This window comes from Campylobacter concisus (assembly GCF_050447445.1).
In the GTDB taxonomy this organism is placed as follows: domain Bacteria; phylum Campylobacterota; class Campylobacteria; order Campylobacterales; family Campylobacteraceae; genus Campylobacter_A; species Campylobacter_A concisus_BI.
Genome location: NZ_JALMFW010000001.1, coordinates 1,711,186 through 1,736,585 on the forward strand (window position 1 = coordinate 1,711,186; position 25,400 = coordinate 1,736,585).

A 25,400-nucleotide genomic window follows, 5' to 3' on the forward strand; every position below is an offset into this window, starting at 1 on the left:
TCAATTTCCTGTATTTATGTAGATACGGCTAAATTTCTCCCAGTCGTATAGATAGACTAGGTTGTCACTCTCACCGCTATCATGCGTGACGCAGAGCATAGTAGAGGCGCGTGAGACCTTGCACCAGTGATTATAGAGATCAAGTTTTTTGATATCGCTTTCTAGTACACCAAAACAGCCTATATATTCATAAATGCTAAGATCAAAAAAGCTCTTATTTTCGGTCCTTAGCAAGCGTTTTTTGCTATTTTCTTGCATTAAACTAGCTCTACACCTTTGCCATTTACTACTTCACCGATCACGTAGCCATCGCTACTAGCTAGGACAGCGTCAACGTTTTCTTTAGGTACAACTAATATCATGCCAACGCCCATGTTAAAGGTTCTCATCATCTCGCTATCTTCTACTTTTTGAGCGATGATTTTAAAAATTTCAGGCGTTTTTATAGCGCTTTTTTGCACTTTTGTGCCAAGTCCAGTAGGGAAGACGCGAGGCAAGTTTTCAACTATGCCACCACCGGTGATGTGAGCCATTGCCATAATCTTATCTTTTAAGTTTAAAAAGTCGCTCACGTAAATTCTAGTTGGCTCAAGAAGTACGTCGATGAGCTTTTTATCGCTTACTTTTTCATCAAATTTTAGTCCAAGCTCGCTAACTACTTTTCTTGCTAGTGAAAAGCCATTTGAGTGCAGGCCACTACTAGGAAGCGCGACTAAAACGTCACCTGCTTTTACAAATTTGCTTCTATCGATCTCGTCGGCCTCGGCGATACCCACGGCAAATCCAGCAAGGTCGAAGTCGCCTTTTTCATACATCGATGGCATCTCGGCTGTCTCACCGCCAATAAGTGCACACTGTGCTTTTTTGCAGCCATTTGCTATACTTTTCACCACCTCTTTGGCACTCTCTATCTCAAGTTTTGCTGTTGCGTAGTAATCTAGGAAAAATAGTGGTGTAGCGAAGTTACAGATGAGGTCGTTTACGCACATTGCGACTAGATCCTCGCCAACGCCGTCAAATTTCTTAGCATCGATAGCTAGGCGAAGCTTTGTGCCGACGCCATCAGTCGCACCTAAGATGGCAGGATTTTTATATCCGCTCGGTAGCCTAACTGCTCCCGAAAATGACCCAATGCCGCCTATAACGTTTGGTGTTTGTGTAGATTTTACGAAAGGCTTTATCGCCTCAACAAAGCTATTTCCAGCATCTATATCCACTCCAGCATCTTTATAGCTTATCATCTTTGCCCTTTTTTGTAATTTTTTAAAACTTTAGCCAAAAGTTGCTAAAATTGTCATCAATTTTCAAAAATGGAGCGAGTTTGCAGAAATTTCCAAACGCCTACGTCATCACAGGCTCGATCGCTAGCGGCAAAAGCACGGTTGTAAATTTACTAAAAGAGCAAGGTTTTAGTGTGATAGATGCGGATCTCATCGCGCACGAACAGCTTGAAATTTGCAAATGCGAGATAGTAGAATTTTTTGGCGAGCAAATTTTAGATGAGACTGGCAAGATCGATCGTCAAAAACTTGGTGCCATTGTCTTTAATGATCCAAAAAAATTAAAAATTTTAGAGCAAATTTTGCATCCAAAGATAAAGGAAGAAATTCTATCTCGCGCTACAAAGCTTGAGTGCTTGGGGCAGGTTTATTTTGTCGATATCCCTTTGTTTTTTGAAAAAGAGGATCGCTACGCTGAGTTTAAAAATGTTGCCGTGATTTACGCACCAAAAGAGCTTTTACTAAGCCGTTTAATGAGCCGAAATGGTCTAAGTTTAGAGGATGCAAAAGCTAGAGTGGAGCTTCAGATGGATATCGAGCAAAAGCGAAAAAAGGCAAATTTTGTTATAAACAACAGTGGTAATAAAGAAAATTTAGAGCAAGAACTAGAGAAATTTCTAAGGCAAATTTATGGCTGAGCTTATATAAATTTGGCAAAAAGTAGAGCAATTTTAAAGGAAAAATAATGCAAGTTTCAAAGTACAACGCTAGTGGCAACGATTTTGTCATATTTCATACATTTTTGAGCAAAGATAGAAGTGAGCTAGCAAGGCAAATTTGCAGCCGAACAAACGGCGTGGGAGCTGATGGGCTCATCGTGCTTTTGCCTTACGAAAAGGGTGTGAAATGGGAGTTTTACAACAGCGATGGAAGCTATGCTGCGATGTGTGGCAACGGCTCGCGCGCGGCTGCTAGATATGCCTATCTAAACGGCCTTGTAAGATCAAACGAATTTGCCTTGCTAACTGGTAGCGGCGAGATTATGGTGAGCGTTAAAAATGAGTGCATCGAGGTCGTGCTAACAAGCCCAAAAATTTTAAGCGAACCGATAAATGAAAACGGCAAAACTTGGTATTTTTACGATACAGGCGTGCCTCACCTTGTAAATTTCACACAAAATTTAGAGGAATTTGACGTCAAAGAGTGCAGGGCGCTTCGTCAAAAGTACAATGCAAATGTAAATTTAGCCAAATTTGAGGGTGGAGTTTTAAAGGTGAGAACCTATGAAAGAGGCGTGGAGGACGAGACGCTAGCTTGCGGCACTGGCATGGCGGCTTGCTTTTACGGCGCTACATTAAATTTAAATGCAGCCCAATGCCTAAAAGTCTATCCAAAAAGTGGCGAAGAGCTTGGCCTTAGACTAGAAAGCGGCAAAATTTTATTTAGCGGAGCGGTGAAACACTGTTTTGATACGAGTATTGAGATTTAGCTTTTAGAGCGAGTTTCTAACACTTGCTTTGAGTTAGTCGGAGCAAGCAAATTTTCAAATTTATATCACTAAATTTGTGCTCAAGAGCTGAGCTAAATTTATAGTGGTATTAATTTAAAATTTGAATACAAAATAACTAAGTTAAAATCTCGAAAAATAAATTTTAATAAAAACTTTGAATAGAAATTAAAAAAAAGAAGATCTCCGCCGAAGCGGAGAAAAGGTGTTATTTCAAAGCATCTTTTGCTTGTTTTGCAAGTGCCGCAAATGCCTTCGCGTCATTCATAGCTAGATCAGCTAAAATTTTTCTATCAAGTTCGATCTTAGCTTTGTTTAAGCCGTTGATAAATCTTGAATAGCTAATGTCGTTTAGTCTGCAAGCTGCGTTGATACGAACGATCCATAAACGTCTGAAATCACGTTTTTTCTGGCGTCTGTCGCGATATGCATAAACTAAACTTCTCTCTAGTTGCTCTTTAGCTTTTCTAAAGTGTTTGTGTCTAGCACTGAAAAAGCCACGTGCTAGCTTTAAAACTTTTTTATGGCGTCTTCTTCTAACTACGCCTGTTTTTACTCTTGCCATATTTATCCTTTTACAAATTGGCGCTCACAAAGTGAGTCTTGCCCCTAAATTTGGGGGAGTTTGAATGACTTTTTTGTCAAAAACTTAAATCTACGCTGCTTTATACGCCGAGCATTTTGCGAACGGCTGGGACATTTGTGCTGTCCACGTATTGTGGGCCACGAAGGTCTCTCATACGCTTACTAGGTTTTTTTGTTAAGATATGGCTTCTAAAAGCAGAGCCTCTTTTTATCTTATTTTTACCTACTTTAAAGCGCTTAGCAGCACCGCGAACGGTTTTCATCTTTGGCATGCTAATCCTTTTTGAAATTTTATACGCAAGTGCGTAAGATTTGGATTATAGCGAAAAATCCTTTAGAAAATTTAAATTTCACTTAGACAAAATTTGCAATAAATTTACATTAAACTTAAAAAAATTTTAAAATTTAGAATTAAATTATTAAATTTGAAATATAATCACATATAAGAAATTTATTTTACTAAAGGAGTAAAAATGAAAGGCAAAATTCTCGCATCAATCGTCGCTATGAGTGCGATTTTAGGCACAAGTAGCTTGGCATGCACTACCATTTTAGTAGGAGATAAAGCTTCAAATGACGGTTCCATGCTGGTTGCCAGGAGCGCAGACAGCAAGGCTGTAAAGGCACAAGTCTTTTTAATCCATCCAGCAAAGAAAAACCAAACTGGCATGCACAGCTCAAAGGCTCACGACGGTGCAAATGACTTTACATATCCACTTCCAAAAGACGGTATGAGATACACAACCATCGCAAATTCACACACAAAGCTTCACGGAGCGGTTGGCTACAACGAGGCTGGCGTTGGACTAAGCGGCACTGAGACTATTTACGCAAAAGATGAGCTTTTAAAGATCGACCCATATAACGAAGAGAGCGGCATCACCGAAGATGACATCCCAGACGTACTTTTGCCACGTATGAAGAGCGCAAAAGAGGGCGTTAAGCTCCTTGGCGAGATAGTTGAGACAAAGGGCGCTGGCGAGGGCTTTGGCGTGGTATTTATCGATGCAAATGAGCTTTGGTACTTTGAAACTGGCACAGGCCACAAATGGATCGCTTCAAAGATCCCGCAAGATGAGTACTTCGTCACTGCAAACCAAGGCAGACTTCACGCTTATAAAGAGAATGATCCAAATTTCATGGGCGCAAAAGATGTGATCAAATTTGCGATCGATAACAAAACCTATGACCCTGCAAAAGACGGAGAATTTAACTTCACAAAAGCCTATACAAGGGACGATGAGAGGGATATCACCTACAACTATCCACGCGTTTGCTGGGTGCAAAGCATGTTTAATCCAAGCTTAAAACAAGACTTTGCCGATGGTCAGAAATTTCCAGTATTTTTAAAACCAGAGAAAAAGCTAAGCGTTGAGGATCTAAAAGCTGCGATGAGGGCCCACTACAACGGTACTGCGTTTGATAACTACGCCAGCAAAGATGAAGATAAGAAAAACATCTACCGCGCCATAAGCGTCTTTAGAACATACGAGTCTCACGTCATGCAGGTGCGCCCATGGCTACCAAAAGAGATCGGCCGCGTGACTTACGTCGCTCTTGGTATGGCTGATCTTGGCGTTTATTTGCCGTATTACGAGGGGCTTGATGGCTTTATAAAAGGCTACTCTGATGGCTCATACGACGCCGATGATACTTCGATATACTGGGTTTATAGAAAGCTTCAAACCCTTGTGATGACTGACTATGATAAGTATTCGCCAGTGGTAAAAGAGGCATACGCTAAATTTGAAAAAGAGTTGGCGGTAAAACAGGCTAAATTTGAAGATGAATACGTAAAACTTTACAAAAAAGATAAGAAAAAAGCGGACAAACTCTTAAATGAATTTAGTCAAAAGACTATGCAAGAGGCTAAAGATCTAACCGAGCAGCTTACAAACAAGGTCTTTACTATGCTTACAGCTGATATGGATGCTAAGCTAAAATCCCTAAATAAAGGCAAAAAAGACTAAATATTCTGGGCGTGAAATTTAGTAGCGCCCAATCTTTAAACAAAAATTTGGCAAAGAGCGTTTATAATGCCGGACAAAATTTATCTCAAAGGAAAAACGCTGATGCCTTGTCCCATGCATAAAGCTCATTAATCTTGGCAAAAAACATATCAGCGATTTTCAAAAGTCACGCAAATTTTTAAACAATTTCACATTTTTTTACATTGAAATAAATCCATTTTTGCTAGCAGGTCCGCTGCATTGTAACTGCATTTTTAATAGCAAAGCTAAGCAGTGTTTAAAATTTGGCAAGGATCTTTTTAGCAGGGTTTTTTATAAATTTTACTTTAGTCTAAGAAGAAGCGGGTGTCATCCACCTCGTTTTGGGTAACCCAGACTTGTGCGCAGCGCAACAACATCGAACGTGCTGGGGTTTTGGGTTGTAGGGATAAGGGGGCGGTTTCGTAATTCTAGCCCCTTTGTACCTGCATAAAAATATTCAAGGTTGCTGTGCAGGGCACAGATTTAATTAAAAAATAGAAATTTATAAAGGATAAAAATGATAAAAAGTTATGTTTTAGGTTTTCCAAGAATCGGAGAGAAAAGAGAGTTAAAGCGCGCATTAGAGGGCTTTTGGGCTGGTAAAGAGGGCTTTAGTGAAGAGAATTTACAAGAGACTGCAAAGACGCTTCGCCAAAGACACTGGAAATATCAACAAGATGCTGGCATTTCGGCCATTAGCGTTAATGATTTTTCATTTTACGACCTAATGCTTGATAACATCATCGCTTTTGGCGCTACGCCTCCAAGATTTGCAAATTTAAGCGGCTTGGAGCAATATTTTGCTTGCTCAAGAGGCAACAAAAGTGGCGTTGCGATGGAGATGACAAAGTGGTTTAACACAAACTACCACTACATCGTACCAGAGCTTAGCAGTGAGAGTACATTTAGCCTAAAAGCGGACAAAATTTTAAATGAATACAAAGAGGCAAAGGCTAACGGCGTAAAAGGCAAGGTAAATTTGATCGGCCCTATCACATTTTTGGCTCTTTCAAAGACGACTGATGGCAGCTGCCCATTTAAACACCTTGACGCACTTGTAGGCGAGTATAAAAAGCTACTTGAGCAAATTTCTAAGCTTGATGATGAAATTTTAGTGCAGTTTGACGAGCCGATCTTTGTAACAGACAAAAATGAAAGCGACCTTTTGCCACTTATCACAAAGGTTTATAACGAGCTAATAGGCGTTGCAAACAATATCAAAATCGTGTTTGCAACATATTTTGAGCATGCGATCAAGGCAGTTAGCGAAGTGTCTAAAACTAAAATTTACGGCATCGCGCTTGACTTCATCCATGGCAAGAGAAATTTCGAAGCACTTGAGACTATCAAAAACAGCCATTTAACGCTATTTGCTGGCGTGATCGACGGCAGAAATATCTGGAAAAGCAACATCGATGATAAGGTAAAACTTGTTCGTGAAATTTCAGAGAAAATAGGCGGCAAAGACTTTTACATCGGCACTTCATGCTCGCTTCTTCACGTACCATACACGCTAAAATATGAAGAGAATTTAAACAAAGAGATCAAAAGCTGGCTAAGCTTTGCTGTTGAGAAGCTTGACGAGATCAAGATCATCACAAAACTAGCAAACGGCGAGAAGCTTGATGAGAGCGAAACAAAAATTTATGAAGAGAACAAAAATGCAGTTAAAACTCGCGCCACTTCAAAACTCATCCACTCTGAAAGCGTTCAAAAACGTATCAAAAATTTAAGCAAATTTGAGCGTGACGAGAAATTTGAAGACCGCATCAAAATTCAACGCGAAACCCTAAACTACGGCATATTGCCAACAACAACGATAGGTAGCTTCCCTCAAACGGTTGATCTTCGCGTACTTCGCCAAAATTTCAAAAAAGGCGAGATCGACGCGGCCGCTTATGAAGCAGGCATCAAAAAATATATCGATCACTGCGTGAAATTTCAAGAAGATATCGGCCTAGATGTGCTAGTACACGGCGAGCCAGAGAGAAACGACATGGTTGAGTACTTTGGCGAGCAGATCAGCGGATATGCATTTAGCCAAAATGGCTGGGTACAAAGCTACGGTAGCCGCTGCGTCAAGCCACCACTTCTCTTTGGTGACGTAAGCCGCCCAGAGCCGATGACTGTTAAATGGATGAAATATGCTCAAAGTATTACAAAACACGTGATGAAGGGCATGCTAACAGGTCCTGTGACTATGCTAAACTGGAGCTTTGTGCGTGACGATCTTCCAAGAAGCGAGGTTGCAAAACAGCTTGCACTTTGTATCTATGACGAGATCGCAGACCTTCAAAATGCAGGCATCAGAGTGATCCAAGTCGATGAGGCAGCGTTTAAAGAGGGCTATCCGCTAAGAGCTGAAAATATCCCAGCTTATGAGAAATTTGCGGTTGATTGCTTCAAGCTTTCAGTAAGCTCGGCTGAGGCAAAAACTCAGATCCACACGCATATGTGCTACTCTGAATTTAACGATATTATTAAGACCATCGAGGCTATGGATGCTGATGTCATCAGTATCGAGACAGCAAGAAGTGGCAACGAGCTACTTAAAATTTTCAAAGCCGTTGGCTACAAACAAGAGGTCGGACCTGGCGTTTACGACATCCACAGCCCACGTGTGCCAAGTGTCGAGGAGATCGTCGCTCAGATCAAAGCTCTGCTTGAAGTCTTGCCAAAAGAGCAACTCTGGATCAACCCTGACTGCGGCCTAAAAACTAGAAAATGGGAAGAGGTCGAGCCAAGCCTTAAAAACATGGTAGAAGCTGTCAAGATCGTAAGAGGTCTATAATACAAATTTTAGCGTCTAGTAAGCCTAGGCGCTAAACTCCGTTTAAATTTCAAAAAAAGTTAGAAAATGTTAAAAGATAAGATCATAAACAATGAAAGTGGCATAGTGCTTTATGGCCTAACGCCTCCAAAGGCTGAATTTGACGAGGTAAAGCTTAAAGAGATCGCTGCAAAATGGGACAAGAGGGTTACAGATGTGCAGGCTGATGGCTTGGTGCTTTACGAGATCCAAGATGAAAGTAGCCGCATAAAAAGCGAGCGAACTTTTGAATTTAGCGATACATTAAGCCCTGAAATTTACTACTCAAAATACCTAAAATTAAAGACACCAAGCATCTTTTATAGGGTCGCGAACAAATATAATGAGAGTGAATTTAGAGCAAATTTAGCCAAAAGTAGTAGCGATATAAATGTTTTTGTTGGCGTTGCTTCTGGCAAAGTAGAGCCTAAAATGAGCCTAGAGCGTGCTTATGAGATCGCTAGAGATGAGTTTAAAGAGCTTGTAGTTGGCGGTGTTTGCATAGCTGAGAGGCATGCTAAAAAGGGCGATGAAGAGCAAAGGATGAGCCAAAAGGCCAAAATGGGAGCAAAATTTTTCATCTCGCAGGCGGTTTTTGATATAAATTTGGCTAAAAATTTACTAGAAAGCGTGGCAAAAAGAGGGTTAAATTTGCCTATTATTTTGACTTTTACTACTTGTGGCACGCCAAAAACGCTAGAGTTTATCAAGTGGCTTGGCATATGCGTTGATAAAAAGAGTGAAAAAAGGATGCTTGAAAGTGATGATTTTTTAGCCACGGCATCGCAAATTTGCCTTGAAAATTTCTCAGAGCTTTATGAATTTGCCAAAAAGCTTGGCATAAATGTTGGTGTCAATATAGAGAGCGTAATGGCAAAACGCGCCGAGATAGAAGCGAGCCTAGAGCTAACGCATAAGATGAGAGAGGTGTTTTGATAGTTTAGCGATCAAAACTTATATTTTAGATGGTTTTAGTAAGTTCTTAGTCTTTTTTAGCTTTAATTATATAAGATTTTTAAGCTCATTTTAAAGTAGATAAAATTTATGACAAATATATTATTATGTGGTGGTTCTGGTACGAGGTTGTGGCCTATTAGCAGGACTTTGATGCCAAAACAATTTATTAAATTATTTGATGACAGGTCACTTTTTCAGCTAACTGCACTACGAAATAGTGAAATTTGTGACAATACATTTGTTATTACAAATATCGATCACTACTACTTGGCGATGGATCAGATAGAAAATTTAAATATTACAAATTTTAAATATCTGCTCGAGCCAGTTGGTAGAAATACTGCACCAGCGATCACACTAGCTTGCCTTGCACTTGATCCAAATGAGATTGTTTTAGTAGCGCCATCGGATCATTTGATAAAGGACATTAAAGCATACTACACAAGCCTAAAAGTTGCAAAAGAGCTGGCAGAGCAAAATTTCTTAGTTACTTTTGGTATAAAGCCAAAGTCACCTGAGACGGGATTTGGATATATAGAGAGCTATAATGGCGATGTAAAGGCCTTTTATGAAAAGCCAGACTATGAAAGGGCGGTAAAATTTCTAAAAGATCAAAATTTCTACTGGAATTCAGGTATGTTTGTCTTTAAGGCAGGCGTTTTCTTGGATCAGATGAAAATTTTTGCTCCTGAGATACTTGAAGCATGTAAACTTGCTTTTGATAACGCAAAAAAAGATGAAATTGATATCAAAATAGACACTACCGATATGCAAAATATTCCCCAAAATAGCATAGATTATGCTGTGATGGAAAAGTCTGGTATCGTGAAAATGGTAGTACTGGATGCGCCTTGGAGCGATCTTGGAAGTTTTGATAGTTTGGATGAGCAGCTACAAAAAGATATCAATGGAAACACAATAAATAGCGATCTAGTGCAGATAAATTCTCACAATAATCTAGTCCTATCTAGTGGCAAAAAAATAGCCTTAATAGATGTCGATGATCTAATTGTTGTTGATACAAAAGATGCTCTTTTAATATCTAAAAAATCCTCTAGCCAAAAAGTAAAAAATGTGGTGGAAATTTTAAAAGAGGAGAGTTCTGAGCTTTGTAATGCCCATGTCACGACAAATAGACCATGGGGAAACTACACTGTTCTTGAAAATCAAGATGGTTATAAGATAAAGATAATAGAGGTAAAACCTGGCAAAAGGCTATCCTTGCAAAAGCATTTTCATAGAAATGAGCACTGGATAGTACTATCAGGAAGTGCCACTGTGACGATCGGTGAGACAACTAGACTCGTTTGTCCTAATGAGTCTATCTATATAAAAATGGGTGAAGTTCATAGGCTATCTAATGAAGGTAAAATTCCCGTGGTTTTAATAGAAGCTCAGGTTGGCGAATATACAGGTGAAGATGATATAATTCGCCTAGACGATGATTTTAAAAGGTGATTTATGGATAAAAAGGTAGCGTTAATAACTGGTATAACAGGTCAAGACGGGTCATATTTGGCAGAATTTTTACTAAAAAAAGGATATATAGTACATGGTATAAAAAGGCGAACAAGTCTTTTTAATACAGATAGGATAGATCATCTTTACCAAGATCCGCATGTTGATAATAGAAATTTTTTCTTGCACTATGGCGATATGACAGACTCTATGAATTTAACAAGGATCATCCAAGAGGTGCAGCCAGATGAAATTTATAATCTAGCTGCTATGAGCCATGTGCATGTTAGTTTTGAAACTCCAGAATATGTTGCAAATGCTGATGGCACAGGCACTCTTAGGCTGCTTGAGGCTATAAGGATATTAGGACTTGAAAAAAAGACTAAAATTTATCAAGCTTCTACCTCTGAGCTCTATGGAAAAGTGCAAGAGACACCGCAAAGCGAGACTACGCCATTTTATCCAAGAAGTCCTTATGCGGTTGCAAAGATGTATGCATACTGGATAACGGTTAATTATAGAGAGGCTTATGGGATTTTTGCTTGTAATGGTATATTGTTTAATCATGAATCACCAGTTAGAGGCGAGACTTTTGTCACTAGAAAGATCACAAGGGCAGCTAGTAAGATAGCGCTCGGGCTTCAAGACAAGCTTTATCTTGGAAATTTAGATGCCAAAAGAGACTGGGGCCATGCAAAAGACTATGTGAAGATGATGTGGATGATACTTCAAGCCCCACAGCCAGAAGACTGGGTAATAGCAACTGGCCAAACAACAGCGGTTAGAGACTTTGTAAAATTTGCATTTGCTTACGCTGGTATAAATTTGAGATTTGAAGGGACTGGCGTAGATGAGATGGGAGTCGTGGACTCACTAAATTTTGAAAAAGCAAAAGAGTTAAATTTAGATATATCACATTTAAGTATCGGACAAACTGTGGTTTGTGTGGATCCAAGATATTTTAGGCCAACAGAGGTTGATTTGCTGCTCGGAGATCCGAGTAAAGCAGAGAAAAAACTAGGCTGGAAGAGAGAATTTAACCTTCAAGATCTAGTAAATGATATGATGAGATCAGACTTAAAGCTCATGACAAAAGATGTCTATCTAAAAGATGGTGGATATGAGACAATGAGCTATTTCGAGTAAGAAATGGATAAAAATAGCAAAATTTATGTAGCAGGACATAAAGGACTAGTAGGCTCTGCTATAGTGAGAAATTTAAAATCAAAAGACTATAAAAATATAATCACAAGAACTCATAGCGAGCTTGATCTAATGGATCAAAAGGCGGTTTGTGAGTTTTTTGAAAAAGAAAAGCCCGAGTATGTGGTGCTAGCTGCTGCAAAGGTCGGTGGAATAGTAGCTAATAGCACTTATAGGGCTGATTTTATATATGAAAACTTACAAATTCAAAATAATGTGATCCATCAAAGTTATGTGCATAAGGTAAAAAAACTACTATTTCTGGGAAGTACTTGCATATATCCTAAAAATGCCCCACAGCCAATGAGCGAAGATGTGCTTTTGACATCTCCACTTGAATACACAAATGAGCCATATGCGATCGCTAAAATAGCCGGCATGAAGATGTGTGAGAGTTATAATCTGCAGTACGGTACAAATTTTATATCTGTGATGCCTACAAATTTATATGGTCCAAACGATAGCTTTGATCTAGAAACCTCGCATGTATTGCCAGCACTTATAAGAAAGATACACCTAGCAAAACTTTTAAGCGAAGAAAAATTTGACACAGTGGTAAAAGATCTAAAAGTAAAAGATATAAATGAAGCTATGGCTTATCTTGATAAATTTGGTATTTCAAAAGATAGAGTAGAAATTTGGGGCACAGGAGAGCCTAGACGAGAGTTTCTATATTCAGAAGATATGGCTGATGCTTGTGTATTTTTACTGGAAAATAGAGACTTTAAAGATATTTATGACAAAAATAGCAAAGAGATAAGAAATACACATATAAATATAGGTACTGGCAAAGATATCTCTATAGAAGAGCTAGCAAATTTGGTTAAAAATATAGTTGGCTTTAAAGGTGAGTTATATTTTAATGATAGCAGGCCCGATGGCACGATGTTAAAACTAACAGATCCCTTAAAGCTCCACTCTCTTGGTTGGAAACATAAAGTAGAGCTTGAAGATGGAATAAAGACGCTTTATGAATGGTATGTGAAAATAAATGATAGATAAAATAATATCATTAAAAAATCATCAAGGCTTCATGAAGTATTTTAAAAATACCTCATGGCTCTTTTTTGAAAAAATACTCCGTATGTTTGTTGGACTTTTTGTAGGAATTTGGGTGACTAGATATTTAGGGCCTGAGAGATTTGGACTTTTTTCATATGCTCAAAGCCTTGTAGGACTTTTTGCTGCCATTGCTACGCTCGGACTTGATGGTATAGTAGTAAGGGAGCTAGTAAAAGATGAAAGTAGAGCAAATGAACTAATAGGTACTGCTTTTTATCTTAAGCTCATGGGTACTATTTTGACACTATTGATTTTAGCTGTTGCTACTTATTTTACTTCAAATGATAGGTATACAAATTTATTAGTATTTATCATAGCTAGTGCTACTATATTTCAATCATTTAATGTAGTAGATATGTATTTTCAATCAAAGGTTCTATCAAAATATGTAGTATTTTCTAATATTATCTCTCTTTTTATAAGTAGCATAGTAAAGATTATACTTATTTTGATTAACGCTCCGCTTGTAGCTTTTGCATGGGTCATTTTATTTGATAGTATAGTTTTGGCTTTGGGGCTTATTTCTTTTTTTATAAAATATTCAACTTCTGAGATTAAAAAAATAATATTTAATAAAACTATCGCTATATCTCTTTTAAAAGATAGCTGGCCACTTATCCTAAGTGGAGTTGTGGTATCTATATATATGAAAATAGATCAGGTTATGATTCAAGAGATGCTAGGAAGTGAGGCTGTTGGACAGTATGCTGCGGCAACTAGGTTAAGTGAGATTTGGTATTTTATACCTACTGTAGTTGCATCAAGTCTATTTCCTGCAATAGTAAATGCAAAAAGACAAAGTGAAGAGCTTTATTATGATAGACTTCAAAAGCTTTTTGACCTTGTTGTATGGATAGCCATTGCAATAGCGCTACCAATAACTTTTTTATCTGATATGATAGTAAATATGCTTTATGGAGAACAATATAATCAAGCAGCAAGTGTATTGATGATACATATTTGGGCAAGTGTATTTGTTTTTTTAGGAGTTGTTAGTGGGAATTGGTTTATAAATGAAAATTTACAGTTACTAGCATTTTGGAGAACTTTTTATGGCATGATTTCAAATATATTTTTAAATTTACTATTGATTACAAAATATGGAATTCAAGGTGCTGCTATAGCAACACTAATTAGTTATATGATTGTTGACTTTATATCTGATATTGTTAATTGTTATTCTAGAAGAATTTTTTTTATGAAACTAAATACAATTAATCCAAGGAGAATATGGTGATTAGAAAGATAATAGGGGAAATTTATTCCTATACGAGTTAAAAAATAGTTAAATAATTCAAAATATTGGTTTGTGATTATTCTCAATATAGCGCTATAAAAATGGGATTCTATAGATGGTTATGCCAATAAAATACCTTGGTACACGTATCCTACTATAGGACTCTTAAACACTTTTGACCTTTCCGAAAATCTTTATTGAATTTGGAAACAGTAATTCATCAATGTTTTGGGCAAAAAGCTAAGGACATGATTTCTATTGAATATGATAAAGAAAGCTTTAAAAAAAGTAAATCCTAATCTCAACAACAATCAAACTCTACTACATAGAGAAGATAGTGAATATTATAAAAAGTCCATATTTGATAAAGAATTTGCGGTATTATGTAGCATCCACACAAAGCTTTTTAATTACTTATGAAAATTATTTTTGAATTAGTTTTGTAATTTTTTCTTTTAAATTTAAATTCAATAGGAATAAGTTTAAAATTGTTTATAAAATCATTTATTGCTGGAGACAACAAAGTTATATTTCGCTTTAGTTTCCACGATTCAGCATAATTATTATTATCATATAAAACCACAAATAATCTATTTTCTGCTCCGAATCGCATCTCGCCTTGATTTTCATAAAGCCATTTTATTAATCCTTTTTTATATTTTTTAATATTTTCAAAAATATTTCTTATTTTATCTTGGTAATCGTTTAATACTTGTTGAGCCCCGGTATCGCTTTTTGCAATATCATTAATTTGAGATAAGATAACGCTTCTAATAGATGTTTCATTGCTTTTTTATCAAATGTTATATTTAGCTCGTTAGCTTTACTTTTTAAGAATGAAAGTTCAGATTTAGTATCTTTGTATATTGTTTTTCATTGCTCTTTAATTTTTCCGAAGGCATATATGTAACTTTCAAATCAACTGGGGTATTATTTATAAAAAAGTCGACATTTTTTATTTGACCAGATGCTGAAATAACACTATCGTGTTCACAAAATAGATTTTCTATTAAATAACTGCTCCATTGGTTATACCAACTGTTATATAGATAACCAGACACTGTATATAAAGTTGATGTTTTTAGTTTATTTTCCAGCTCTTTAAATTTATAAAACTCTTTAACATAATATTTAACAATAAATTTATCTAGTGAATTTGTGTGGTCTCCTCTCCATCTATAAGTTTCCAGTTTATAAAGCTCGTTTTTAACGTTATCAACAGGCAATTTTCTTATTTTTTCAAGATGTTTATTTTTTAAAAATTTATTAATTTTATCATCCGAAAAAGTAGATTCGTATACTAGCTTAAAAAGACTATTGCCTTTATTTTCTTTAATATTTATTTTAGCACCTATAAAATTTATAAAATCACACAAAAGTTCTTTTCTTGAAATTACTTTTGTTTTTAACCATTTGATAGATTTTGGATTTTCTTTTTTAAATTCTTGGAGGTTGTTTTCTTTAAAGAGTTTATCCAATATTCAAATTTAGTCGACATAATATTTACCTCTCAGCCATAACATAAATCTTTATGGGTATTGTATATTAAAGGGAGTTAAGGAATCGTTAAAAAGTTTTACTTTTTTATAGCTTCGGGTACTTGATTATTTTTTGAAAAGAACAACATATAATCTTTGGTTAACGCCCCTTTTCTATTTGACTGAACGACCGATTTGGCGGAATATTCCATTGGAGCGCAACCTAAATAGTATAGTATTTTATTTTGGTATACTTTTTTAATAAAATTCCAATCTTTTTCATTACTCGCATTAAAAAATAGCACTAAAAAACCATCCGTTTTTAAAATACGTTTTGTTTCATAAAAAAACTTATCATATCGTTTGTATACTTATGAATATTTTTATCTCTTTCGTTAGCGTTTGATACGATAATTTCATCCTCAAAACCGCTTTTGTACCCTAGTACAGAATTAAATATTTCAGATAATTCCAAGTATGGAATTCGATTAGAGTGTGGTGGGTCGGTAATAATGAGCTTTACGCTATCGCTTGAAATATCTTTCATCTTTTTCAAACAGCTTTCGTTGTAAATCTCAATGTTGCTATAAACTTTATGAACACTGGGTAGATTTTTTAATAATTTTTTAGCCTTATTAATAAAACAGTTCCACACATTTATCTCAAAATGCTCTTTTGGAAGCCAAAAGCCTATAACCCAACTGCCCACTTCTCGCTTACCGTTTCTATTAATCACAAAAACCATATTGCTCATCTGACCGATAGCTGAAGTAACGGTTAAAAGCAAAGCTCTTTTGATGTTTTAATCTTTAAATAGATGGATTTCGTCTAACAATATATCTATGTTATAAAGTGCCCTTTTTTGTAAAAAAATCATATATAGTCATACTAGAATTAACGTTAATTTTGTTATTATTGAAAAACGTGATGTCATTTAAGTATTTAGTCTTATATTCGTTATATTTATTTAAGGCATTCATATCTTTTTGGGCGGCAGCAATTACTTGCTTTTTGCCAGCATTTTTTATCCAAACTTCAGAGATTTTTTATCTTGCCATACATAATGCGTCACTATGTTATTTTGCGAATCTGTATAGCTATTATTGATTCTATTTTAATCGTGTTTTCTAAACGAACAACAGCTTTTTATATTCGGCTTGTGTCGGTAAATTTATTAAGAAATCGGCAAATATTTTAGAAAAAGGATTTATATCTATACCGATGAACTTTCTCGTATCGTCTAAAATAGATATTACGTTTGAGCTTCCTAAAAAAAAGCTCTAATGCCGTATCGCCTTGGGTGGTTAGTGTATCTATAAAATATTCATAGTATTCGAGAGGCTTTTCCCCAATATTTGTGAAATCCGTTTATGTCGGTATAAGTCGTGATTTTTTTCATTTTTAGTGTCTATAATATCTTTGTTAAAGTGTATGCTTCTTAATAATTATTTTTATTTTTTAATTCTCTTATAATTATATCCTTGTCTCTATTTGAAAGATATAAATTAATCCAGCTATCAACCCATTCAGGCGTTTTTCTACCTTGTCTAGTAGTAGCCCAACCATTCATTGTTAGTTTATTGGTCTTAGTAAGCTCGGCAAATTCATCTCTATCTATTCCAGCTTCTTTTAACCTTAATAAAAACTCATCGTAATTCATTATGTGCCTTAATTATATATTAGCGTATTATACAATCTTTTTTAATTTAAAAGCAAGTATATTTAGGTAAATAACTTATAGTGTTTTAAGCAAAATTTATGTATAATACATATTTTAGAAATAAAAACACATATAAAGGTTTAAAAATGTCTCAACACTTCCTTCTCTCATCTAAAGCTAGAACAATCTCGGTTAGAAAGATAGCTAGTATGAGCGAGAATGAGTGTTGCGAGTATTTTAAGTCGATTCGTTGGAGTAGCAACAAGGGTAATCCCGTTTGTCCGACTTGCGGAAGCGCTTCATCTCATTATTTTATAGAAAGTAGACTACAGTATCGTTGCAAGGATTGCTTTCATACTTTTAGCGTTACAAGCGGAACGATATTTCACTCTCATAAGCTTGATTTTAAGGTCATACTTCTTGCTATCGTTATATTCTCAAATGCTACGAAAGGTATTTCAGCCCTACAGCTTAGTAGAGACCTAGACGTTCAATATAAAACGGCTTGGGTCTTATCACATAAAATAAGAGAAAGCCTTATGGCTAGCGATAGCGGAAATAAATTTAGCGGAGTAGTCGAGATGGACGGAGTATATGTCGGAAACTATATAAAACCCGCTAACAACATAAACGATAGAATAGATAGACGAAAAGCTTTTAAGCCTAATAAACGAGTTATCATATCTTTACGAGAGAGAAATCTATTTGGAAGCGGAGCTAGTAAAACTAAGACCTTTATTTTAAAAAGCGAAAATAACGTAGATATAAATGCCATCGCTAAATCTCATATTGCGCCAAACAGCGAAATTCATACCGATGAAAACTCGGCTTACGATGATTTGTTGGCTCATTACGACTTAAAAAGAGTAAATCACCAAATAGAATATAGCGGTATAAACGGAGAGAATAACAATCAAAGCGAAAGCTTTAACGCTAGATTTAGACGCTTACAATACGGTCAATGCCATAAACTAGGAACGCTTTACTTATCAAACTACGCCAACGAGATTGCTTACCGCGAAGATACTAGGAGGCTAGACAATAAAGCAATAATGGACGATATTTTATCGAGATGTTTAGCAGATAATTAAATATCCAATGAATTCTGCGGATACCGGCAAGGCAATCACAGAGTAGCCGAGAGACTTGGGGCTTAGGAAGCTATCTTATAAAATTTTACTCCGTTGTCGGTAAAAGACGATAATATTCCTCGTCTTGCCAATCTATTTATTAACACATATACCGATTGTTTATGCTTGTATTTAGATAACTCATTCTCGCCAAAAACAAAATTCACTACTTCGTCTATACAACCTTGCTTAGTCTTTAAAAACTTGATAATCTTTTTAGTAAGCTCTCCTCTAGCAAAATACGGTGCGTTAATAACTCTTTTGGGCTGAATGAACGTAGTTTTATAGCTAGGGTCGAATATCGCGATAGCCTTATATATTGTTTCAAGCTCGGATTTTAGCTTTAAAACTATATCTTGATGATATTTAATATTTCCTTGAAGCTCGGAATGCTTACTAACGAGAGCAGATATTACGTGAGATTCAGCCATATAAAATCCTTTACGATATGCTATAATAGACTGAATTTTAGCGGATTTTAGGATGAAAGTCTTGTGCGGATGCTACATAATACCGAAAATTTGATATAGTTATAATAGATGGTATTAGAAGACCTCAATGTTCAAATCTAATTAAAAAATACTTAAATTATCAATCTGACGTGTAGGTATTGCGGTATTAGATAATTATTGATTGGTTCAGAGAAATGTTAAAATATTTAAGAGAAAAACTAGACTTCTTGGAGATTGATTTTCATGGCTTCGGCCCTATAAATGTGACTTCTGTATTTATAACAAGAAATTTTAGGTTCAAACCAATTGGTAACATACAGCCTATTTTTTCTGTATCAGCTATCAAATATAGTGGAGAATAAATATTGCTACAACAAATACTTAAAAAAATTTTACCTAAAACATTAAAAGAAAAATTATTGAGTTTGGAAATAATAATTTAGATGGATATGCAACAAAATCATATTCCCAAGAGAGTGAAGATATAATTTTGGAAAGATTATTTGTAGAACAAAATTTGGTTTTATGTAGATGTGGGTACTCATCATCCCAAGCGTTCTTCAAATATATTATTTTTATAAAAAAGGATGGAGGGGTATTAATATAGTATAATTGCTTTTGATAAATTTCGTCCAAGAGATATGAATATAGAAAGGCCAATATCTGATAAAAAACAAATTTTACCTATTGCGCCTTTAATGAACCTGCTTTAAATACTTTTTCAAAGGAGTTAGCAGTAGAGCATGAGAAAGAAAATTATTTTATAAAATTTACAAAAGATATTGAAACTACAGCGCTTGAGGATATTCTTAAAAGAAATTTGTAAAAACCAGGATATAGATTTTTTATCGGTAGACGTTGAAGGACTGGATCTTATGGTTTTAAGATCAAATAACTTTGAAAAATACAAACTAAAAATAGTTTTGATAGAAATTTTAGGAAATAGTTTTAGTGAAATTGAAAACAATAAAATAGCTGATCATTTAAATCAATACGGCTACTCTATCTTTACAGAGACCATTAATACTGTATTTTTATAAATAGTAGTTTTAAAAAAGATAGGTTTTTGTAGTCTTATGACTTAATATCTGTATTGGTCTATAAAGTAATTATGTGAAGGATCTTTAAAAATATATGTGTGGAATATTAGGAACAATACCATCTTCAAATGAAACTGAATTTAAAAGCGCCTTAAATAGATTAGAGCATAGAGGTCCCGATGGTTTTGGGATAGAAACAATTGAAAATAGTATTACATTGGGACATAGGAGACTTGCTATTGTGGATTTGTCAAACGGTGCTCATCAGCCAATGTATGATAAAACAAAAAGATATTATGTAATTTTTAATGGTGAGATATATAATTTTTTGGAAATTAAAAAAGAGCTAGAAACAAAAGGACATACATTTTGTTCATCATCGGATACAGAAGTTTTGCTTTATTCTTATATAGAGTGGGGTGAAGAGTGTGTCTTAAAATTTAATGGAATGTGGGCTTTTGCTATATGGGATAATCAAAAAAAAGAGCTTTTTTTATCCAGAGATAGATTTGGCAAAAAACCACTTTTTTATGCCGTAACTGATGGTAAATTTATATTTGCCTCAGAAATGAAGGCCATTTATCCATTTTTAAAAGAAATAAGATCATCACAAGATTTTCATTGGATGAAAGATAATATTTTTTCATATGAAGCAACCGAAAAATGTTTGATAGACGGAATTAAAAGATTTCCATTTGGACATAATGGAATTTATAAAAATGGGAATTTAACAATAAAAAGATACTGGAACACGCTTGATAATATTGTGGACCCACCCAAAACATATGATGCTCAAGTAGAGCGTTTTAGGGAATTGTTTTTAGATGCTTGTAAGATTAGGATGAGAGCAGATGTACCTATAGGAACAGCCCTTAGTGGAGGGCTTGATAGTAGTGTAACTATTTCAGCCATGGCTCATCTATCAAAATCTCATGTTGATTATGGCAAGAACGACTGGCAACATGCTTTTGTTGCATCTTTCCCAGGTACTCCACTTGATGAATCGCATTTTGCAAAAATGGTTGTTGATCATATAGGGATTGAAGCCACTTATATAAATATTGAACCTCTTAAATATTGGAATAATCTAGAAAAATATTTTTATATGTTTGAGGATTTATATATAACTAGTCCGATTCCAATGATGGCTACATACGGAGCTGTAAAAAAACATGGAACGACAGTAACGTTAGATGGGCATGGAGCAGATGAGCTTTTTAGTGGCTATGGGCATTTAATTGAAGCTTTATGGAATACCAAATTTTCGATAAAAAATAGTATCGACATACTTAATACCTATCAAGAAACATTGGGAAATGGATTACAGTTTGATAGAAAAAGTAATTTTAATATATATGTTAAATTTATGATAAAAAAAATAGCAAAAATAATTTTTGGGAAAGAAGTTAGGTCTAAAGATACTAATCATAAAAATTTTAAGAAACTTGATAGCTTTTCTCAGCAACTATATATAATTTTTCATGAAACGATATTGCCAACCTTGCTTAGGAATTATGATAGGTATTCTATGACAAATAGCGTAGAGATAAGGATGCCTTTTATGGATCATAGGATCGTCTCTTTTGTAACCTCTTTGCCATATTCTAGTAAATTTGGGAACGGCTATACCAAAAAGCTCATAAGAGATGCCATGGATCCTTATATGCCAAAAGAGATAACCTGGAGAAAGTCTAAGATCGGATTTAACTCTCCAATAGTTGATTGGATGCAGGGTGATTTAAAGGAATGGTTTTTGGATACGGTTCACGAAAAAGGCTTTATGGAATCTAGCTTGATAGACAATCCATCTGATCTTCAAAGTCAAATTTTGAGTATCGTAAATAAAAATACAAATAGCTATGTGTTGGCTGAAAATTCTTGGAAGAATTTAACACCATATATTTGGGAAAAAGCAATTAAAAAATTTGGAGCCGGCAATAATGCAACAAATTGATATAAAATCGTATAATTTAGCACCAATAGTGCTATTTGTCTATAATAGATTAGATCATACAAAGCAGACTATAGAAGCTTTGCAAAAAAATGAAATTTCAAACAAAAGTGATCTTTTTATATATTCTGATGCGGCTAAAAACGAAGGGTCAAAACAAAAAGTAGCAGAGGTAAGAGAATATATAAAAAGTATAAATGGATTTAAAAATATTACAATCATTGAAAGAGAAAAAAACTATGGTCTTGCAAATAGTATCATAGACGGCGTTACAAAAATCGTAAATGAATATGGCAAAATAATTGTTCTTGAAGATGACTTAATAACAAGTCCAAATTTTTTAAAATTTATGAACGAGGCGTTGGAAATTTATAAAAATGAGGACAAAGTATACAGTGTTACTGGATATTCTTTTACTGATAATATATCGGATATCGAAAGTAGCTATTTTTTGAAACTTACTAGCTCTTGGAGCTGGGGTACTTGGTCGGATAGATGGCAACAATTTAAACGAGATAAAAAAGATCTGGAGCAAATCATCAGTAGCTCAAAACAAGAAAAAAATCTTTTTAACTTCGATAATTCTTATGATTGTATTAGTATGGCTAGGATGCAGATTGATGGTAAAATAGATTCATGGGCGATTTATTGGTATCTGTGTGTATTTAAACAAAATGGACTTACACTATATCCTGCTAAGAAGTTAGTGAAAAATATTGGATTTGATGGAAGTGGAACTCACTGTTCTTTCTCAGAACATGAGGACGAACTAGTAAATTTTTATCCTAGTTTTACAAAAGATATTGTTGAAAAAACAATAAATAGAAATATAGTGTCTAGTATATTAAGAGAAAAAAATAAAATAACCATAAAAAGCAAAATAATAAATAAACTAAAAAAACATTTATCTCAAAAACAAAAACAGATTTTATTAATACTGTTTTCGAAGGCACAACTGCTCTTTCATAAAAAAAATATAGGCAACAATACATATATTGATAAGACAGTGCATGTAACAGGTTGGAAAAATATCTTAATAGGTAATAACACTGGCATTAGCGAATACACTTGGATAAATGTAAATAAAAGGCTGGGAGACAATAAGCATATTATAATTGGCAACAACTGTTATATTGGCAGAAGGAATTTTTTTAGCTCAGGATTATTAATAAAAGTATCAGATTATTTTATGAGTGGCATTGATTGTAAATTTATGGGAAGCGACCATGTTTTTAAAAATCCTTTTATACCATATATTGCCACTGGAACAACTATGGAAAAAAAAATTATTATTGAAACCAATGTATGGCTAGGCGCTGGAGTGAGTGTTATTGGAAATTTAACAATAGGTAGAGGCTCTATAGTAGGTGCTGGAAGCTTGGTTAACAAAGACATACCGCCTTTTAGTGTTGCTGTTGGGAGCCCTTGTAAAGTTATAAAAAGATATGACTTTGGTGCCGGAAAATGGGTAGGAATAGACGAATATGATTTCAACAATGATTCATTGATTCCAACAGAAGAGGAGTATGCAAATAAATTAAAACAAAATTTTCCAAATGTTATCATTCCATTTGTTGCATGTGGAAAAAATAAAGGTGATTTGTTTTGAAAAAAATATTAATTACTGGAGCCAAGGGTTTTTTAGGTTCAAACGTGGCACGCCATTTTAAAACACTGGGGTATCAAACTTATGGCATAGGGCACGGTGGATTATCAATAGAAGAGTCAAAAGATATTGGACTTGACTACTGGAAAAAGGATGATGTGTCGATAAGATCGATTTTGGAATTCGAACAAGTTTTTGATGTTATAGTGCATTGTGGCGGCAGTGGCTCTGTCGGTTTTTCTGTTAAATGCCCATACGAAGATTTTAAAAAAACAGTAAATGGTACACTTGAAGTTTTAGAATATATAAGGGTATATAACAATAATTCCCATCTTATCTACCCATCAAGTCCAGCAGTGCAGGGTGAATGTGAGGATAAGCCGATCGTAGAAGAGTATTTTGGAAGACCCGTTTCTCCTTATGGGTATCATAAAAAAATAGCCGAGGATCTATGTCAGAGCTATAGTGAAAAATTTGGTTTAAATATTTCTATAATAAGACTCTTTTCAGTATACGGAAATGGTCTTAAGAAGCAGTTGCTTTGGGATGCTTGCCAAAAAATATTAGATAGTAGTGATGAGGCCGTCTTTTGGGGCACGGGGAAGGAGACAAGGGATTTTATACACATAAGTGATGTTTTGCGTTTAGTTGATATGTTGTTAAAAAAAGATGAAAAATTTTATATCATAAACGGCGGAACTGGTGTAAAGCATACCATAAAAGATGTAGTAGAAATGATAAGAAATCTAGTAAATCCAAATATTAATATAAAATTTAATAATCAAGCAAATGTAGGAAATCCAATATACTACTGGGCGGATACACACAAGCTAGAAAAAAATGGTTTTAAGGCGGATAAAAATTTAAAACAAGAGATAATAAACTATGTAGAGTGGATAAAGGGACTGGATGATTAAAGTTGGATTTATAGGTAGTGTGTCAAAAGAATGGATGGGTGGATTAAACTATTTTAAAAACTTGCTTTTCGCTATAAATTCTATAGAAAAAAAAGAGCTTGAAGTATTTGTTTTTGTTGGTAAAAAAATAGATATAGAAACAAAAAGAATGTTTCAAAAGTATGCAACTGTAATAGAAGATAGCATATTTGATAGGAAAAGTATAAAATGGTTTATTAGTAAAATAGAACAAAAAATATTCAAAACAAATATTTTACTTGAAAATATCCTTAAAAAACATAGTATACAAATACTTTCTCACGCATCTATAACAAATTTAAAAACGATAAAAACTATAAATTGGATACCTGATTTTCAACATGTTCATTTGCCTCAAATGTTTTCTGAAAAAGAGATACAAGGTAGGAATAGAAACTTCTTATGGTTAATACGAAATAGTGACTTAATTGTTCTTAGTAGTTTTGATGCACTAAAAGATATGAAAAAATTTGCACCCAATTATGAGGATAAGGCAAGAGTTTTGCAATTTGTTTCGCAACCAAATAGTAGATATTTTGAACTAGATGAACATGATAAAAGTTTGTTATTGCAAAAGTATGAAATAAAAGATGATTTTTTTTATATACCAAATCAATTTTGGAAGCATAAAAATCACATGATGATATTTGAGGCCATTAGTGAATTAAAAAAAGATGGCATTGAGATTAATATTGTTTGTACTGGGTATCTAGGTGATTATAGAAATAAAACATATATTGATGATGCAAGGGAATTTATAAAATCAAATAATCTTGAAGATAATATAAAACTTTTGGGTCTTGTGGATTATGAAGATGTTTTTACATTAATTAAATTCTCAAAAGCGGTGATAAATCCATCTTTGTTTGAGGGTTGGAGCTCTACAGTTGAAGAGTGTAAAAGTGTAGGAAAAAATATGATCTTATCTGACCTGGATGTGCATAAAGAACAATATCCAAGTGCGGTTTTTTTTGAAAGAGATAGTGCTGAATCTTTAAAGGAAGTACTAAAATTTTATAAGACAGAAAATGAGAGTAATGTAGAGCCATTAGAAGCAAGGACAAAAAAATTTGCAAATATTTACTCTTCAATTTGTAGAGAAGCTTTAACTTACTAGGG

General features: G+C 34.6%; 23 protein-coding genes. 15 read left to right on the forward strand and 8 right to left on the reverse strand.

Annotation, left to right across the window (positions count from 1 at the left end):
* Positions 1-258, reverse strand: a complete 258-nt coding sequence (locus MTT30_RS08845) for a hypothetical protein (RefSeq protein ID WP_054195938.1) — start codon at positions 256-258, stop codon at positions 1-3.
* On the reverse strand, positions 258-1,241 hold the full coding sequence (gene purM / locus MTT30_RS08850) for a phosphoribosylformylglycinamidine cyclo-ligase (protein ID WP_429801696.1): 984 nt from the start codon (positions 1,239-1,241) through the stop codon (positions 258-260). The genes MTT30_RS08845 and purM overlap by 1 nt, the downstream gene beginning before the upstream one ends.
* Before the next feature lie 80 nt (positions 1,242-1,321).
* Between purM and coaE the strand changes: the two genes are divergently transcribed.
* On the forward strand, positions 1,322-1,918 hold the full coding sequence (gene coaE, locus MTT30_RS08855) for a dephospho-CoA kinase (RefSeq protein ID WP_429801697.1): 597 nt from the start codon (positions 1,322-1,324) through the stop codon (positions 1,916-1,918).
* Between the two features lie 47 nt (positions 1,919-1,965).
* Positions 1,966-2,709, forward strand: coding sequence for a diaminopimelate epimerase (dapF, locus tag MTT30_RS08860; protein WP_429801698.1), 744 nt, complete (start codon positions 1,966-1,968; stop codon positions 2,707-2,709).
* Positions 2,710-2,935: 226 nt separating this feature from the next.
* On the opposite strand, the gene rplT is transcribed toward dapF, so the two are convergent.
* Together rplT and rpmI are read right to left on the reverse strand one after the other, a co-directional pair.
* Positions 2,936-3,292 carry a 50S ribosomal protein L20 gene (rplT, locus tag MTT30_RS08865; RefSeq protein WP_004317321.1) on the reverse strand — a complete coding sequence of 119 codons (357 nt, stop codon included), beginning with the start codon at positions 3,290-3,292 and terminating at the stop codon, positions 2,936-2,938.
* A gap of 100 nt (positions 3,293-3,392) precedes the next feature.
* Positions 3,393-3,584, reverse strand: a complete 192-nt coding sequence (gene rpmI, locus MTT30_RS08870; RefSeq protein WP_012000969.1) for a 50S ribosomal protein L35 — start codon at positions 3,582-3,584, stop codon at positions 3,393-3,395.
* 201 nt (positions 3,585-3,785) lie between these two features.
* On the opposite strand from rpmI, the gene MTT30_RS08875 reads away from it, so the two are divergent.
* The 7 genes from MTT30_RS08875 (at position 3,786) to MTT30_RS08905 (ending at position 14,029) form a co-directional block, all read left to right on the forward strand.
* On the forward strand, positions 3,786-5,282 hold the full coding sequence (locus MTT30_RS08875; protein WP_429801699.1) for a C69 family dipeptidase: 1,497 nt from the start codon (positions 3,786-3,788) through the stop codon (positions 5,280-5,282).
* A 538-nt stretch (positions 5,283-5,820) separates the two neighbouring features.
* Positions 5,821-8,094, forward strand: a complete 2,274-nt coding sequence (gene metE, locus MTT30_RS08880; protein WP_429801700.1) for a 5-methyltetrahydropteroyltriglutamate--homocysteine S-methyltransferase — start codon at positions 5,821-5,823, stop codon at positions 8,092-8,094.
* 66 nt (positions 8,095-8,160) lie between these two features.
* On the forward strand, positions 8,161-9,048 hold the full coding sequence (locus MTT30_RS08885) for a DNA-binding protein (protein WP_314538345.1): 888 nt from the start codon (positions 8,161-8,163) through the stop codon (positions 9,046-9,048).
* A gap of 108 nt (positions 9,049-9,156) precedes the next feature.
* Complete coding sequence (locus tag MTT30_RS08890; protein ID WP_429801701.1) at positions 9,157-10,527, forward strand: mannose-1-phosphate guanylyltransferase/mannose-6-phosphate isomerase; 1,371 nt, start codon at positions 9,157-9,159, stop codon at positions 10,525-10,527.
* A 3-nt stretch (positions 10,528-10,530) separates the two neighbouring features.
* Positions 10,531-11,673, forward strand: coding sequence for a GDP-mannose 4,6-dehydratase (gene gmd / locus MTT30_RS08895; protein WP_429801702.1), 1,143 nt, complete (start codon positions 10,531-10,533; stop codon positions 11,671-11,673).
* 3 nt (positions 11,674-11,676) lie between these two features.
* Positions 11,677-12,732 carry a GDP-L-fucose synthase family protein gene (locus MTT30_RS08900; RefSeq protein ID WP_429801703.1) on the forward strand — a complete coding sequence of 352 codons (1,056 nt, stop codon included), beginning with the start codon at positions 11,677-11,679 and terminating at the stop codon, positions 12,730-12,732.
* Positions 12,733-12,763: 31 nt separating this feature from the next.
* Complete coding sequence (locus tag MTT30_RS08905) at positions 12,764-14,029, forward strand: flippase (protein WP_429801704.1); 1,266 nt, start codon at positions 12,764-12,766, stop codon at positions 14,027-14,029.
* Between the two features lie 830 nt (positions 14,030-14,859).
* Here MTT30_RS08905 and MTT30_RS08910 read toward each other — a convergent pair.
* The 3 genes from MTT30_RS08910 to MTT30_RS08920 form a co-directional block, all read right to left on the reverse strand.
* A complete protein-coding gene (locus MTT30_RS08910; protein WP_429801705.1) occupies positions 14,860-15,507 on the reverse strand; it encodes a hypothetical protein in 648 nt (215 codons plus the stop codon).
* A 322-nt stretch (positions 15,508-15,829) separates the two neighbouring features.
* Positions 15,830-16,294, reverse strand: coding sequence for a hypothetical protein (locus MTT30_RS08915; protein ID WP_429801706.1), 465 nt, complete (start codon positions 16,292-16,294; stop codon positions 15,830-15,832).
* Positions 16,295-16,945: 651 nt separating this feature from the next.
* Entirely contained in the window at positions 16,946-17,167 is a 222-nt protein-coding gene (locus MTT30_RS08920; protein WP_429801707.1) for an XRE family transcriptional regulator, read from the reverse strand.
* A gap of 146 nt (positions 17,168-17,313) precedes the next feature.
* On the opposite strand from MTT30_RS08920, the gene MTT30_RS08925 reads away from it, so the two are divergent.
* Positions 17,314-18,258, forward strand: a complete 945-nt coding sequence (locus tag MTT30_RS08925; protein ID WP_429801708.1) for an IS1595 family transposase — start codon at positions 17,314-17,316, stop codon at positions 18,256-18,258.
* A 62-nt stretch (positions 18,259-18,320) separates the two neighbouring features.
* On the opposite strand, the gene MTT30_RS08930 is transcribed toward MTT30_RS08925, so the two are convergent.
* The gene (locus MTT30_RS08930; protein WP_429801709.1) at positions 18,321-18,728 is read right to left on the reverse strand and encodes a hypothetical protein; all 408 of its coding nucleotides are present in this window, start codon (positions 18,726-18,728) and stop codon (positions 18,321-18,323) included.
* Positions 18,729-19,546: 818 nt separating this feature from the next.
* Between MTT30_RS08930 and MTT30_RS08935 the strand changes: the two genes are divergently transcribed.
* The 5 genes from MTT30_RS08935 to MTT30_RS08955 all read left to right on the forward strand — a co-directional run bounded on the left by MTT30_RS08935 (position 19,547) and on the right by MTT30_RS08955 (position 25,398).
* A complete protein-coding gene (locus tag MTT30_RS08935; RefSeq protein ID WP_429801827.1) occupies positions 19,547-19,789 on the forward strand; it encodes an FkbM family methyltransferase in 243 nt (80 codons plus the stop codon).
* 94 nt (positions 19,790-19,883) lie between these two features.
* Entirely contained in the window at positions 19,884-21,743 is a 1,860-nt protein-coding gene (gene asnB / locus MTT30_RS08940) for an asparagine synthase (glutamine-hydrolyzing) (RefSeq protein WP_429801710.1), read from the forward strand.
* Entirely contained in the window at positions 21,730-23,349 is a 1,620-nt protein-coding gene (locus MTT30_RS08945) for a glycosyltransferase (protein WP_429801711.1), read from the forward strand. Before asnB ends, MTT30_RS08945 begins: the two co-directional genes overlap by 14 nt.
* Positions 23,346-24,263: an NAD-dependent epimerase/dehydratase family protein gene (locus MTT30_RS08950; RefSeq protein ID WP_429801712.1), complete on the forward strand. Its 918-nt coding sequence runs from the start codon at positions 23,346-23,348 to the stop codon at positions 24,261-24,263. The genes MTT30_RS08945 and MTT30_RS08950 overlap by 4 nt, the downstream gene beginning before the upstream one ends.
* Positions 24,256-25,398 carry a glycosyltransferase family 4 protein gene (locus tag MTT30_RS08955; protein WP_194168590.1) on the forward strand — a complete coding sequence of 381 codons (1,143 nt, stop codon included), beginning with the start codon at positions 24,256-24,258 and terminating at the stop codon, positions 25,396-25,398. The genes MTT30_RS08950 and MTT30_RS08955 overlap by 8 nt, the downstream gene beginning before the upstream one ends.
* Positions 25,399-25,400: the final 2 nt, after the last annotated feature.